Raw genomic sequence first — 13,859 nt, 5'->3', positions numbered from 1 at the left:
GGGTTCGCCCCCTTGCGACGGCCCGCGCCCCGGGTGGGGGCCGGACCCTGCGTATGGACTGTGGACCGAAGTGGAAGAGCCGGGCCGTGCGAACGCAGCACGAGCGTATCGTCATGGTGACGGGAGTCAACAGGACGCGATAGAGGCTGGGGCATACGGATGACCCGATTCACGGGATTCGCGCTCGGGACCGACCAGGAGGAGTGGTGCGCGCGGCTGCGCGCACTGGCGGCGGAGCGGCTGCGGCCGCTGGCGGAGAAGGGGGAGCCGGGCCGGGTCAACCGGCCGCTGCTGGCCGCACTGGGCGAAGAGGGGCTGCTGGGGCGGGTGTTCACCTCGGGCGCGCTGGAACTGTGCCTGCTGCGCGAATCCCTCGCCTACGGCTGCACGGAGGCGGAGACGGCCCTCGCCCTCCAGGGACTGGGGGCGTACCCGGTGCTGCGCTCGGGCAGCGACGCGCAGCGCGAGCGGTGGCTGCCCGGGGTGCGGGCCGGGCGCACGGTGGCGGCCTTCGCGCTGAGCGAGCCGGGGGCCGGATCGGACGCGGCGGCGCTGGCACTCGAAGCGGTGGCCGAGCGCGGGGGCGGTGGCGGGGGCTCCGGCCGGGGCTCCGGCGGGGGCTCCGGCCGGGGCGGCGGGGGCTGGCGGCTCAGCGGGGAGAAGTGCTGGATCTCCAACGCGCCCGAGGCCGATTTCTACACCGTCTTCGCCCGCACCGGCGAAGGCCCCGGGGCCAAGGGCGTCAGCGCCTTCCTGGTCCCGGCCGACCGGCCCGGGCTCTCGGGGGAGCCCCTCGACATGCTCTCCCCGCACCCCATCGGCGCGCTCGCCTTCGACGGGGTCCCGGTGGGCCCGGCCGACCTGCTGGGGGAGCCGGGACGGGGCTTCCGGGTGGCCATGGACACCCTGAACCTCTTCCGCCCCAGCGTGGGCGCCTTCGCCGTCGGCATGGCCAGGGCCGCCCTGGACGCGACGGTGGCGCACACGGCCGCCCGTACCGCCTTCGGCGGGGTCCTGGGCGACCTGCAGGCCGTCGCGCACCGGGTGGCCGAGATGGCCACCCGCACCGAGGCGGCCCGGCTCCTCGTCTACGCGGCGGCGGAGGCCTACGACGCGGACGCGCGCTCCCCGCAGGTGCCGAGGCGGGCGGCCATGGCGAAACTGCTGGCCACCGAGACGGCCCAGTACGTCGTCGACCACGCGGTACAGCTGCACGGGGCGGCCGCCCTGCGCCGCGGCCACCTGCTGGAACACCTGTACCGGGAGGTGCGGGCGCCGAGGATCTACGAGGGGGCGAGCGAGGTGCAGCGCACGATCATCGCCAAGGAGCTCTACCGGGAGGCACGGGAGATGCAGGAGGCGCTGGAGCTGCAGGAGGCGCTGGAAGCACAGGAGATGCGGGAGACGCAGGAGGTGGGGGAGGCGTGAGCCTGGAGCGGATCAACCCGGAGGAGCTGTCCCCGGCGACGGGCTTCTCGCACGCCGTCGTCGCGAGCGGGGGCCGGCTGGTGTTCCTGGCCGGGCAGACGGCGCTGGACGGCGCGGGGAAGGTGGTGGGAGGGACGCTGCCGCAGCAGTTCGAGCAGGCGCTGGCGAACCTGCTGGCCGCACTGGCGGGGGCGGGCGGCGCACCGGCCGATCTGGCGCGGGTCACGGTCTACGCCACGGACGTGGCCGACTACCGCGAGTGCGCACCCGAACTGGGCCGGATCTGGCGGCGGTTGGCGGGCCGGGAGTATCCGGCGATGGCGGTCGTGGGCGTGGTCCGGCTGTGGGACGAGGCGGCGCTCGTCGAGCTGGACGGGCTGGCGGTGCTTCCGTAGGCCTTTTCGCTGGTGAGCGCGGGTGCCGCGCGGGTGCCTTTGACAGTGGGCAGGGGAGGGGGGAGGGTGGAAATGCCTGAAAACGGAGCAATCCGGAGTATTCACCCTTCACTCTCGGAGGTGTATGGCCATGCGCCGTTCGTTCATTGCGGCAGCCGTGACAGGGGCCGCCGGGATCACGCTCGGCCTGATGCCCGTCAGCAGCGCCTTTGCCGCGAGTCTCCCCTCGAGCCTTCCCTCGACTCTTCCGCAGACGTACGGGTGTTCCGACTGGCGCGGCAGTGACTGGCGCGGGGACGACTGGTGGCGCTACTGCTGCGACACCTCACGAGCCGACCGCCCCAGCTGGTGCTGGGACAACTGGGACAACGACGGTTGGCACGGCAACTGGGACAACAGCAACTGGCGCAACAGCAACTGGGACCACGACAACTGGAACGACCACGGCAACTGGAACGACAACGACAACTGGAACCACGACAACGGCAACTGGAACCACGACAACGGCTGGCGCGACGGCGGCTACCGCAACGGGAACAACTGGAACGACTGACTGACCGCCCGGGCCCCGGCGTACCGGGGCCCGGGCGCACCGCGGCCCGCTACCGGCCGCCGCCCTCCAGCAGGTTCCCCATCCATTCCTCGATGCCCGCCACCGTGCGCGGCAGGGCGCCCGACATCAGCCGGGCGCCCTCGGCCGTGATCACCAGGTCGTCCTCGATGCGGACGCCGATGCCGCGCAGCTCCGGCGGGAGCGTCTCGTCGTCGGGCTGGAGGTAGAGCCCGGGCTCCACGGTGAGGACCTGGCCCTCTTCGAGGACCCCGTCCAGGTAGGTGTCCGCGCGCGCCTGCGCGCAGTCGTGCACGTCGAGCCCGAGCATGTGCCCGCTGCTGCACAGGGTGTAGCGCCGGTGCAGATCGCCCTCGGCGTGCTTGAGCACCCCCCACTCCGCGAGCCCCTCCGCGATCACCCGCATCCCGGCCCGGTGGAAGTCGCGGAAGCTCGCGCCCGGGCGCAGCGCCGCCATGCCCGCGTCCTGGGCGGCCAGGACCAGTTCGTACACCTGCCGCTGGACGGGGGAGAACCGGCCCGACAGCGGGAGGGTGCGGGTGACGTCCGCCGTGTAGAGGCCGTCGGTCTCCACGCCCGCGTCCATCAGGAGCAGGTCGCTCGCGTTCAGCCGGCCGTCGTTGCGGATCCAGTGCAGCACGCAGGCGTGCGCACCCGAAGCGGCGATCGTCTCGTAGCCGGTGCCGTTGCCCTCGGCCCGGGCGCGGCGGTTGAAGACCCCCTCGATCCAGCGCTCGCCGCGCGGGTGGGCCAGGGCGCGCGGGAGGTCCCGTACGACGTCCTCGAACCCGGCGACGGTGTGGTCGACGGCGAGCTGCAGCTCGGCCACCTCCCAGGCGTCCTTGACCAGGCGCAGCTCGGAGAGGGCGACGGCGAGCTCCGGGTCCGAGGCGGCATTGCGCCCCGTCGGGGAGACCAGCGCGTCCAGGTGGGCGCAGCGGATGCCGGAGAGCCGCTCGGCCTCCGCGAGGTCGGGGCGGCGGCCGACCCAGAACTCCCCGTAGCGGCGGTCGCGGTAGAACTCCTCGTTGCCGCCGCTGCGCTGGGAGCGCGGGCGCAGGTAGAGGACGGCCTCGTGCCCGTGCGGGCCGGCCGGCTCCAGGACCAGGACGTGGCCGACCTGGTCCTCGCCGGTGAGCCCGGTCAGCCAGGCGTACGCGCTGTGCGGGCGGAAGCGGTAGTCGCAGTCGTGGCTGCGGACCTTCAGCTCGCCCGCGGGGATGATCAGCCGCTCGCCGGGGAAGCGGGCGGAGAGGCGTGCGCGGCGGGCGGGGGTGACGGCGTACGAGGGGACGCGCGCGGCGTCCGGCAGGGGAGAGGCCGCCCAGTCCGACGCCATGAAGCGGGACAACTCGGCTGATACCGGCAGGTCGTGGCTGCCGATGTTGAGCCCGGCGGTGGGGCGGGAGGGGGTGTCGGTCACAGGGGCTCCCTCAAGAAGATGCGAACTGGTGGGCGCACAGGTCTTGTCAGTGCAATTTCACATTACTATGTTACAGCTCACATCGCGCTGTGTAAGTCCTCGTTAATCCCCGCCAAACGCCGCGTGAAGCAGGGCAGTTCCGCACCTTCCCCTCACCGCCCCTCCCAGCCAGGAGTCCTTGGTGTCCCAGCACAGAGTCGTGCGCACGTCCCTCCTCTCCGCCGCCGTCACGGTCACCCTCCTCGTCACCGCCGGCCAGGCCGTGACCCAGGCCGCCGAGACCGGCACCCGCGCCCGGACGGCGGGTCCCTCCGCGCCCGGCACCTTCACCGGGGGCGCCGCGGGAGCCGAGGCCGCGGCGAACCCGTTCGACGAGGTCGAGCACCTCGCCGACGCGCAGCAGGCCACCCCCGCTCCGGCGCCGGCCCCCGGCGGCCAGGTTCCCGGCGGCCAGGTCCCGGACGGCCGGGCCATCGCCGAGGGCAAGGTGCCCGGCGCCGTCACCGCGCCCGCCGCCGTGACGGCCACGAAGAGCGGCAGGCTCGCCGCCGCCGCCCAGGGCACCGCCGCGGGCGTCCCCTGCACCCTCGACGGGATCACCGGGCTCACCCCGGAGCAGTTCGCCGACTTCCTCGCCGACCCGGCCGTCACGGCGGCCAAGGGCGGCTGCCTCTCGGGCCTCATCTGGACCTGGGACGCCCGGCTGGCCCCCGTCATGTCGGACGCCCACGTGCAGGCCGTCTCCCGCCGGATATCCGGCCTGGCCGCCTCCCACGACGGCCTGAACTCCTCCCACCTGGAGGAGATGTTCACCTACCTGCACGCCGTGGCCTACCACGACCACTCCCGCACCGAGATCGACGTCACCGACGCCCCGACCGTCGACGCCATGCGCCAGGCCATCGCCGCCTTCGCGGGCGCCGCCCGCAGCTTCGACGCCACCGGCTCCAACGCCCGCACCCTGCGCGAGGCCCTCTACGCCGGCAGCGCCCCCGGCCTGCGCCACCACCAACTCGGCCTGATCAAGAACGTCCTGGCCGCCATGGACCCGTCGCACACCGCGACGCACCTGGACACCGCCTGGGCGGGCGCGGCGCTCGCCGCCCTCTCCGTCAACTACCTCGGCGTGTACAACAACGACACCGCGTTCCACGCGGCGGCCGCCGCCGACGCCCCGTACCGCGCCACCTTCAAGAACTTCGCCGCGTACGCCCACCTCAAGGGCACCGCGAACGCCTGGGTGGCGCGCGACGCCATCGCCGAGTTCGGCCGCTTCGGCCAGATCGCGGGCCTGAAGGACGCCACCACCGCCGATCTCGGCGCGCTCCTCGCCCCGGCCAGGGCCGCCTTCGGCGACGGCAGCGAGCCGTGGGCGAAGGCCGTCTCCTGGCTCAACTTCTACCAGGCGTGCAAGCCGTACGGGGTGTGCAAGGAGGACATCGAGCGGGAGCTCTTCCCGAACACCTACACGTACGACAGCGGAGCCATCAAGGTCCGCACCGCCCTCGACCGGGCCACCGTCGACCAGCTCTACTACGCGAGCAAGCAGGTCAAGACCCAGTACCACCGGGTGGTGGGCACCGACCAGCCGATCGCCGGGGACGTCAACACCACCCTGAACATCGTGCTCTACGCCTCCCGCGCGGACTACGTGAACTACCACCCGATCCTCACCGGGTACGGCACCAACAACGGCGGCATCTACATCGAGAACGGCGCCACCTTCTACACCTACCAGCGCCGCGTCCCGCAGGACTCCCAGCTCACCCTGGAGGAGCTCTTCCGTCACGAGTACACGCACTACCTCAACGGCCGCTTCGCCGTCCCCGGCACCTTCGGCCAGGGCGCCTGGTACGAGGGCGACCGCACGACCGCCATGGACGAGGGCACCGCCGAGTTCTTCGACGGCGCGACCCGCGACAACGGCATCGCCGTACGCAAGTCCCTGATCAAGAGCATCATCGCCGACACCGCCGGCGGCGGCCCGCGCATGTCGGTGGACCAGCTCCTGCACGCCACGTACGCCAACGACGGCTTCCGCTTCTACGGGTACTCGGGCGCCTTCTTCGAGTTCCTGTGGACCGAGCAGCCCTCGAAGCTGCGGGAGATGTACGGCCACCTGCGCGCCAACGACCCGGCGGGCTTCGACGCCTGGCGCAGCAGGATGGGCCGGGACGCGGCCGTCCAGACCGGCTACGACCGGTTCCTGGACGCGCAGATCGCCAAGGTCGACCAGCTGTTCGTGCCGAACACCTCCTTCACCCCGAACGCGCAGCTGCGCGACGCGGCGCTCGCGGACGTGAAGTCCACCTTCGCGACGGCCACGTACAACACGCCGGACTGCGTGGAGAACGGCGAGCCGGGCAAGCGCCGGTTCACTTGTACCGGCAGGATCACGGCGAACCTGAAGGACTGGCGCAGCGACGACCAGAACTTCAAGGACATGTCCGAGACGGTCGACTACTTCATCCTCGACCGGGCGGGCGCGGCCTCGAACAACCTGGCGGACATGAACTGCTCCTTCGGCGCGCTGGACGTCTGGACCAACCATGTGGCGGGTACGTCGAGTTACAGCTGCGAGGGCCCGCTGCGCGGCTGACCTCGACCGGCCCTGTTCCCTCTCAGAGATATGTGACATATTACTGTCGTGCCCAGACATTCCCCGGACCTCGTGATCATCGGCGCCGGCGTCGTCGGAGCCGCGTGCGCGTACTACGCGGCGCGCGCCGGACTCCGCGTGGCCGTCGTCGACCGCGGCCCGGTCGCCGGCGGCACGACCGGCGCCGGCGAAGGCAACCTGCTCGTCTCCGACAAGGAGGCGGGCCCCGAGCTGGACCTCGCGCTGCTCTCGGCGCGGCTCTGGCGGGAGCTCGCGCTCGAACTCCCGGGGGAGATCGAGTACGAGGCCAAGGGCGGCCTGGTCGTCGCCGCGGACGAGGCCACCGTGAAGGCCCTACGGGGCTTCGCGGACGGCCAGCGCGCGGCCGGCGTCGACGCGGTCGAGGTGGGGCCGGGAGAGCTGCGCGAACTGGAGCCCCACCTCGCCCCCGACCTGGCGGGCGGTTTCCACTACCCGCAGGACGCCCAGGTCCAGCCGGCCCAGGCGGCGGCGCAGCTGCTGGCCGCGGCGCCGGGTGTGGCGCTCCACCTCGGGGAGGAGGTCACGGAGTTCCTGCGCGGCCCGGCGGGCGAACTCCGCGGAGTCCGTACGGCTCGCCGCGACCTCCTCGCCCCGGCGGTGCTCAACGCTGCCGGCACCTGGGGCGGGGCGGTGGCCGCGCTGGCCGGAGTGGGCCTTCCGGTGCTGCCCCGGCGGGGTTTCGTCCTGGTGACGGAGCCGCTGCCGAGGGTGGTGCGGCACAAGGTCTACGCCGCGGACTACATCGCGGACGTCGCGAGCGGGTCGGCGGCGCTGCAGTCCTCGGCGGTGGTCGAGGGCACCCCGGCGGGGCCGGTCCTGATCGGCGCCACCCGCGAACGGGTCGGCTTCGACCGCTCGCTGTCGACGGAGGCCCTGCGGCGGCTGGCGGCGCAGGCCGCGGCGCTCTTTCCGGTCCTGGCGGACGTCAAGGTGCTCCGCACCTACCACGGCTTCCGCCCGTACCTGCCGGACCACCTCCCGGCGATCGGTCCGGACCCCCGGGTCCCGGGGCTGTTCCACGCCTGCGGCCACGAGGGCGCGGGCATCGGCCTGGCCCCGGCGACGGGAGCCCTGATCACGGCAGCCCTGACGTCCGCCGCCGCTGCCCTGGACCCCGCCCCCTTCAACCCGGCCCGCTTTGCGGAGTCCGAGTGAGGGCCGCGATCGTGTCGGGGTCTGCGGAGCTGCGGTGGGTCGGTGCCGGGGCCGGGGTGGGGTGTCGGCCTGGACTGCATGATTTAGGCGCCCCCCGCTCTACTCCGACAGGGCGCGGCGTGCTTCCGCGCCACAAATCACGCTTTACGTCCCGGCCGACACCCCACCCCGTCCCCGTCCCCGACCCGGGCCGCCTTTCCAGCCCCGCCGGGGGCGATCTCAGCCTCGCCGGCGTTTGAGGCGCGGGGTCCGGGGCGGAGTCCCAGGAGGTTCGGGCGCAGCCCGGGGTTCTGCTTTCAGCCCGTCCGGCGTTTGAGGACCGGGTCCGGGCAGCGCCCGGGGAACGGTGGAAGGGTGGGGCGGGGACGGCCCCGCAGGGCAACCGCGGTGCGGGATCGCGCAGAGTCAGAGGAATCGAGGAGGACGGAAGCGATGAGCGAAGCGACGAGGGGGCGGCGAAGGTCACCCCGCGACCTGGTGGGCGGCACCCCCGCGGAAACCTGGAGCCTCCGCTTCGACGACCGCGAACTCCCGGCCCAGTCCGGACAGAGCATCGCCGCCGTCCTCTGGTCCGCCGGCATCCTCGCCTGGCGCACCACCCGCGAAACCGCCGCCCCCCGCGGAGCGTTCTGCGGGATCGGCAGTTGCTTCGACTGCCTCGTCACCGTCAACGGCCGCCCGAACCAGCGCGCGTGCCTCGTGCCCGCCCGCCCGGGCGACCACGTCACCACCCAGGAAGGGACCGGCCGTGACGACCTCGCCGTCTGATTCCCCGTCCGCCGCCGCCCGGGCCTTCGCCGACCTCGCCGTCGTCGGCGCCGGCCCCGCCGGCCTCGCCGCCGCGGTGACGGCCGCCGGCCTGGGCCTGCGCGTCACCCTCCTGGACGCGGGGGAGCGCCCCGGCGGGCAGTACTTCCGCCACCCCGCACCCGGACTCGGCGCGGCCCGTCCCGAGGCCCTGCACCACGGTTGGTCCGCCTTCGCCTCGCGCGAAGCCGCCCTGCGCGCCCACGTATCGGCCGGCCGGATCACGTACCTGGCGTATCACCACGTCTGGACGGTGACCCCGGACCCCGCCGGGAGCCCCGGCTGGACCCTGCACGCCGTCGCCGGCCCCGACGAGGCCCCCGCCACCGTCCGGGCCCGTACCGTCCTGCTGGCCACCGGCGCCTACGAGCGCCAGCTCCCCTTCCCCGGCTGGACCCTGCCCGGGGTCGTCGGGGCCGGTGGGGCGCAGGCCATGCTCAAGGCCGGGCTCGTGCTCCCGGGCAGCCGGGTCGTCGTCGCCGGGAGCGGCCCCCTGCTGCTCGCCGTGGCCGGCTCGCTCGCCGCCGCCGGAGCCCGGGTGCCCGCGGTCGTGGAGGCCGCCGCGTACACCGGCTACGCCGCCCACACCCCCGCGCTGCTCCGCAACCCCGGCAAGCTCGCCGAAGGCGCCACGTACGGCGGGGCCCTGCTCCGCCACGGGGTCCGCCTCCTCACCCGGCACGCCGTCACCGAGGCCCACGGCACCGACCGGGTCGAGGCCGTCACCGTGGCCCGCCTCGACCGCGACTGGCGCCCCCTCCCCGGCACCGCCCGCCGCATCCCCTGCGACGCCGTGGCCGTCGGCCACGGGCTCGTGCCCCAGCTGGAGCTGGCCACCGGCCTCGGCTGCGCCACCCGCCCGAGCCCGGACGCCACCGTCGCCCTGGAACTGGACGCCGAGCAGCGCACCTCCGTCCCCGGGATCTGGTCCGCCGGGGAGACCGGCGGCATCGGCGGAGCCCAACTGGCCCTGACCGAGGGCGAGATCGCCGCGCACTCCATCGCGGGCCGGCCGGTACCGGCGCGCCTCGCCCGTACCCGTACGAGGCTGCGCGCCTTCGCCGCCGCGATGGCCGGCGCGCACCGACCGGGCCCCGGGTGGACCGGCTGGCTGCGCGAGGACACCGACGTCTGCCGCTGCGAGGAGGTTCCGGCGGGCCGGATCCGGGAGGCCGTCGAAGACCTGGGGGCGCGGGACGCCCGTACGGTCAAACTCCTCACCCGGGCCGGGATGGGCTGGTGCCAGGGCCGGATGTGCGGGCCGGCCGTCGCCGCCCTCGCCGGGACCGACCCCGCCCCGGACCGCAGGCCGCTGTCCTGCCCGGTCCCGCTCCGCCACCTCGCCGCACTCCCCGCCGAACCGCCTCACTGAGGCGCTTTCGGGCGAACTTCCCTGGCGGGACCGCCGACAGGGCGGCCGCAGCTCTTGTGGCCACGTCATACCCACTAGTAAAATGTCACACATCACCCTAGGGAGCATCCTCATGACCCACGCGCACACCCCCGCGCCCGCCGGTACGGACACCCGCACCCGCCCCTGGCACGGCATCATGGTCGCCACCACCCTGCCCCTGCGGGAAGACCTGAGTGTCGACCACGACGCCTACGCCGAACACGTGGCCTGGCTGATCGCCAACGGCTGCGACGGCGTCGTCCCCAACGGTTCCCTCGGCGAGTACCAGACCCTCACCGACGAAGAGCGCGCCCGCGTCGTCCGTACCGCCGTCGAGGCCGCCGGCGACGGGGCCCGCGTCATGCCCGGAGTCGCCGCCTACGGCAGCGCCGAATCCCGCCGCTGGGCCGAGCAGGCCGCAGAGGCCGGCGCCGGATCCGTGCTCCTGCTGCCGCCGAACGCCTTCCGGGCCGACGCGGACGCCGTGCGCGCCCACTACGCCGAGGTCGCCCGCGTCGGCGTGCCCGTGGTCGCGTACAACAACCCCATCGACACCAAGGTGGACCTCGTCCCGTCCCTGCTGGCCCGGCTGCACGCCGACGGATCCATCGTCGCCGTCAAGGAGTTCAGCGGCGACGTGCGGCGTGCGTACGAGATCGCCGAACTGGCTCCCGGACTCGACCTGTTGATCGGCGCCGACGACGTCCTGCTCGAACTGGCCCTGGCCGGTGCGGTCGGCTGGATCGCCGGGTACCCCAACGCGCTCCCGCAGGCCTGCGCCACCCTCTACCGCGCAGCCGTCGCGGGAGACCTCGACACCGCCCTGCCGCTCTACAAGTCCCTGCACTCCCTGCTGCGCTGGGACTCCAAGACCGAGTTCGTCCAGGCCATCAAGCTCTCCATGGACCTGGCCGGCCGCCCCGGCGGCCCGACCCGCCCGCCCCGCTTCCCGCTCACCGGCGAGATCGAGGCCGGCGTCCGCGCCGCGACCGAGAAGGCGCTCGCCGAGGGCCTCAACTAACCCAGTCCGAAGTCCGAGGGGGACTTGATGCGCACCCGAAACATCTACCACGCGGTGGACTCGCACACCGAGGGCATGCCCACCCGGGTGATCACCGGGGGAGTCGGGGTGATCCCCGGCGCCACCATGGCCGACAAGCGGCTCCACTTCATCGAGCACCTGGACCACCTGCGGACCCTGCTCATGTACGAGCCGCGCGGCCACTCGGCGATGAGCGGCGCCATCCTGCAGCCCCCGACCCGCCCCGACGCCGACTTCGGCGTCCTCTACATCGAGGTGTCGGGCCTGCTCCCCATGTGCGGGCACGGCACCATCGGAGTCGCCACCGTCCTCGTGGAGACGGGCATGGTGCCCGTCGTCGAGCCGGTCACCACCGTCCGGCTCGACACCCCGGCCGGGCTGGTCAGCGTCGCCGTCCGGGTCGAGGACGGGGCGGCCACCGCCGCCACCTTCACCAACGTCCCGGCCTTCTGCGTCGGCCTCGACCTCAAGGCCGAGGTCCCCGGATACGGCACGGTCACCTACGACCTCGCCTACGGCGGCAACTTCTACGCCTTCGTCGAACTCGACGCCCTCGGGCTCCCCTTCGACCGGGAGCGCGGGGACGACCTGCTCGCCGCCGGACTGGCCGTCATGGAGGCGATCAACGCCTCCCCGGACCGGCCAGTCCACCCCGAGAACCCCTCCTTCGGCGGGGTCAAGCACGTCTACCTCGCGGCCCCCGGCTCCGACGCCCGCCGCTCCCGGCACGCGATGGCCATCCACCCCGGTTGGTTCGACCGCTCCCCGTGCGGTACGGGAACCAGCGCGCGCATGGCGCAGCTGCACGCCCGCGGACTCCTGCCCCTGGACACGGACTTCGTCAACGAGTCCTTCATCGGCACGGAGTTCACCGGCCGCCTCATCGCCGAAACCACGGTGGGCGGCCGCCCGGCCTTTGTGCCCACCGTCACGGGCCGGGCCTGGATCACCGGCACCGCCCAGTACTTCCTCGACCCGTCCGACCCGTTCCCCGGAGGGTTCCTGTTGTGACCGTCGTACGAACCGTGGACTACCACACCGCCGGCGAGCCCTTCCGCATCGTCGACCTCACCTCCGGGGGAGCGCCGCCGGTGCCCGGGGACACCGTCGCCGAGCGCTGCGCGACCGCCATCGGACCGGGGGGATCGGGCACGGCCCCCCGGCGCGGCCCGCTGGACGACGTACGCCGGCTCCTCGTGCAGGAGCCGCGCGGGCACGCCGGGATGTACGGGGGCTTCGTGGTCCCGCCCGACGACGACGGGGCCCACTTCGGGGTGCTGTTCTGGCACAAGGACGGCTACTCCACCGCCTGCGGCCACGGCACCATGGCGCTGGGCGCCTGGGCCGTGGACACCGGCCGGGTCGCCGCCCCGGACGACGGGGACGTCCAGGTGCGGATCGACGTGCCCTCGGGGCGGGTCGCCGCGACCGTGCACCGTTCGGCGGGCCGCACCACCGGGGTCACCTTCCGCAACGTCCCGGCCCGCGCCAGCGCCCGCAAGGTGCCCGTCGCCACCACCCTCGGCATGGCCGAGGTGGACATCGCGCACGGCGGGGCCTGCTACGCCTCCCTGCCCGCCCGGGACCTCGGCCTGGACGTGACCCCGGCCTCCCTGCCCGCGCTCGTGCGGGCCGGGAAGGAGATCCGCGCCGCCCTCGCCACCCACCCCGGGACCTGGCACCCGGACGGGCCGCTGCTCTCCGGGGTGTACGGGGTGACCCTGTACGAGGAGCTCCCCGACACCCCCTTCGGGCCGCACCAGCGCAACGTCACCGTCTTCGCCGACGGGCAGATCGACCGCTCGCCCTGCGGCTCCGGCACCTCGGCGCGGCTCGCGCTGCTGGCCGAGGACGGGCGGCTGGGGGAGGGGGAGGACCTGCTGCACGAGTCGGTCGTGGGCACGGTGTTCACCGGCCGCGTCGCCGCGCGGGTGGCGGAGGGCGTGGTCACGGAGGTCACCGGTACGGCGTACCGCACCGGCGAGCACCTCTTCAGCGTCGACCCGCAGGACGCGCTCGGCGCCGGGTTCCTCCTGTGATCCCCCAGCTGTCGGGCGCGGAGATGGCCGGGCTGCTCACCCCGGCCGCCGCCGCGGACGCGCTGGCCGGCGTCCTGCTGGCCGGGCTGGACCCGGAGACCTGCCCGCCGCGCAGCGCCCTGCCCGTGCCGGGCGGCGGGGAGCTGCTGCTCATGCCGGCCGCCACCGGGGCCTACGCCGGCGTGAAGATCGCCGGGGTGGCCCCGGGAAACCCGGCGCTCGGACTGCCCCGGATCACGGGGTCCTACCTCCTCCTGGACGGCCCCACCCTGCGGCCGGTGGCCCTGCTCGACGGGGCGGCGCTGACCACCCTGCGCACCCCGGCGGTGTCGGCGCTCGCGCTGCGCCACCTGGCCCCGGTCGGGCGGCCGCTGCGGCTGCTGCTCTTCGGCTCGGGACCGCAGGCGTACGGGCACCTCGACGCGGTGCACGCGATGCGGCAGCTGGCGGAGGTGGTGGTCGTGGCCCGTGCGGGGTCCGCGGGCAGCGCCGCCGGCGCGGAGAAGCTGGCGGCGTACGCGCGGGGGCTGGGCGTCCCCGCCCGGACGGGGGCGGCGGCGGAAGTGGCCGACGCCGACCTGGTGATCTGCTGCACCACCTCCCGCGAACCCCTCTTCGACGGGCGGCTGATCGCGCCGGGCGCCACCGTGGTCGCCGTCGGCTCGCACGAGCCGGACGCCCGCGAGGTGGACACGGCGCTGGTCCGGCGGGCGGCCGTCTACGTGGAGTCGCGTGCGGCGGCTCTGCGCGAGGCGGGGGACCTGCTGGTGCCGGAGGCGGAAGGGGCGATCGGAGCCGGTCATATCAGCGGCACCCTCTCCGACCTGGTCGCGGGCCGGATGCCGGGTGCGGGGGCGGCGAGTTGTCCACAGCTCTTCAAGAGTGTGGGCATGGCCTGGGAAGATCTCGCTGTGGCGGTCGCCTTGTTCGAGGCCGCCGGGAGCGGTGTCCACTGAGGAGCGAGC

General features: G+C 74.0%; 12 protein-coding genes. 11 read left to right on the top strand and 1 reads right to left on the bottom strand.

All coding sequences use genetic code 11. From position 1 onward, the window contains the following. Positions 1 to 159 precede the first annotated feature (159 nt). The 3 genes from OG898_RS01750 to OG898_RS01740 all read left to right on the top strand — a co-directional run bounded on the left by OG898_RS01750 (position 160) and on the right by OG898_RS01740 (position 2,376). Complete coding sequence (locus OG898_RS01750; protein ID WP_266954537.1) at positions 160 to 1,428, top strand: acyl-CoA dehydrogenase family protein; 1,269 nt, start codon at positions 160 to 162, stop codon at positions 1,426 to 1,428. Continuing rightward, positions 1,425 to 1,823, top strand: a complete 399-nt coding sequence (locus tag OG898_RS01745) for a RidA family protein (RefSeq protein ID WP_250742090.1) — start codon at positions 1,425 to 1,427, stop codon at positions 1,821 to 1,823. The genes OG898_RS01750 and OG898_RS01745 overlap by 4 nt, the downstream gene beginning before the upstream one ends. Before the next feature lie 130 nt (positions 1,824 to 1,953). Beyond that, the gene (locus OG898_RS01740) at positions 1,954 to 2,376 is read left to right on the top strand and encodes a hypothetical protein (protein WP_266954534.1); all 423 of its coding nucleotides are present in this window, start codon (positions 1,954 to 1,956) and stop codon (positions 2,374 to 2,376) included. A gap of 49 nt (positions 2,377 to 2,425) precedes the next feature. Here the strand turns inward: OG898_RS01740 and OG898_RS01735 are convergent, their stop codons facing one another. Continuing rightward, positions 2,426 to 3,817 (bottom strand): aminopeptidase P family protein, encoded by a 1,392-nt coding sequence (locus OG898_RS01735; protein WP_266954532.1) that lies wholly within the window; start codon positions 3,815 to 3,817, stop codon positions 2,426 to 2,428. A 181-nt stretch (positions 3,818 to 3,998) separates the two neighbouring features. Here OG898_RS01735 and OG898_RS01730 point away from each other — a divergent pair, with 181 nt between their 5' ends. From OG898_RS01730 to OG898_RS01695, 8 genes are all read left to right on the top strand, one after another. Next, on the top strand, positions 3,999 to 6,416 hold the full coding sequence (locus tag OG898_RS01730) for a collagenase (protein ID WP_266954530.1): 2,418 nt from the start codon (positions 3,999 to 4,001) through the stop codon (positions 6,414 to 6,416). A gap of 48 nt (positions 6,417 to 6,464) precedes the next feature. Beyond that, complete coding sequence (locus tag OG898_RS01725) at positions 6,465 to 7,613, top strand: FAD-binding oxidoreductase (protein WP_266954528.1); 1,149 nt, start codon at positions 6,465 to 6,467, stop codon at positions 7,611 to 7,613. Positions 7,614 to 8,045: 432 nt separating this feature from the next. Further along, the gene (locus OG898_RS01720; protein ID WP_250742085.1) at positions 8,046 to 8,381 is read left to right on the top strand and encodes a (2Fe-2S)-binding protein; all 336 of its coding nucleotides are present in this window, start codon (positions 8,046 to 8,048) and stop codon (positions 8,379 to 8,381) included. Continuing rightward, positions 8,362 to 9,792, top strand: coding sequence for an NAD(P)/FAD-dependent oxidoreductase (locus OG898_RS01715; protein WP_266954526.1), 1,431 nt, complete (start codon positions 8,362 to 8,364; stop codon positions 9,790 to 9,792). Before OG898_RS01720 ends, OG898_RS01715 begins: the two co-directional genes overlap by 20 nt. A gap of 112 nt (positions 9,793 to 9,904) precedes the next feature. Continuing rightward, positions 9,905 to 10,834 carry a dihydrodipicolinate synthase family protein gene (locus OG898_RS01710; RefSeq protein ID WP_250742083.1) on the top strand — a complete coding sequence of 310 codons (930 nt, stop codon included), beginning with the start codon at positions 9,905 to 9,907 and terminating at the stop codon, positions 10,832 to 10,834. Positions 10,835 to 10,861: 27 nt separating this feature from the next. Continuing rightward, entirely contained in the window at positions 10,862 to 11,866 is a 1,005-nt protein-coding gene (locus OG898_RS01705; protein WP_250742082.1) for a proline racemase family protein, read from the top strand. Next, positions 11,863 to 12,894, top strand: coding sequence for a proline racemase family protein (locus tag OG898_RS01700; protein ID WP_266954523.1), 1,032 nt, complete (start codon positions 11,863 to 11,865; stop codon positions 12,892 to 12,894). The genes OG898_RS01705 and OG898_RS01700 overlap by 4 nt, the downstream gene beginning before the upstream one ends. Further along, entirely contained in the window at positions 12,891 to 13,850 is a 960-nt protein-coding gene (locus tag OG898_RS01695; RefSeq protein WP_323184800.1) for an ornithine cyclodeaminase family protein, read from the top strand. Before OG898_RS01700 ends, OG898_RS01695 begins: the two co-directional genes overlap by 4 nt. The last annotated feature ends 9 nt before the right edge of the window (positions 13,851 to 13,859 follow it).

Origin of the sequence: Streptomyces sp. NBC_00193, assembly GCF_026342735.1 — a bacterium.
GTDB classification, from domain to species: domain Bacteria; phylum Actinomycetota; class Actinomycetes; order Streptomycetales; family Streptomycetaceae; genus Streptomyces; species Streptomyces stoeckheimensis.
This window is presented reverse-complemented; position numbering and strand designations above follow the sequence as displayed.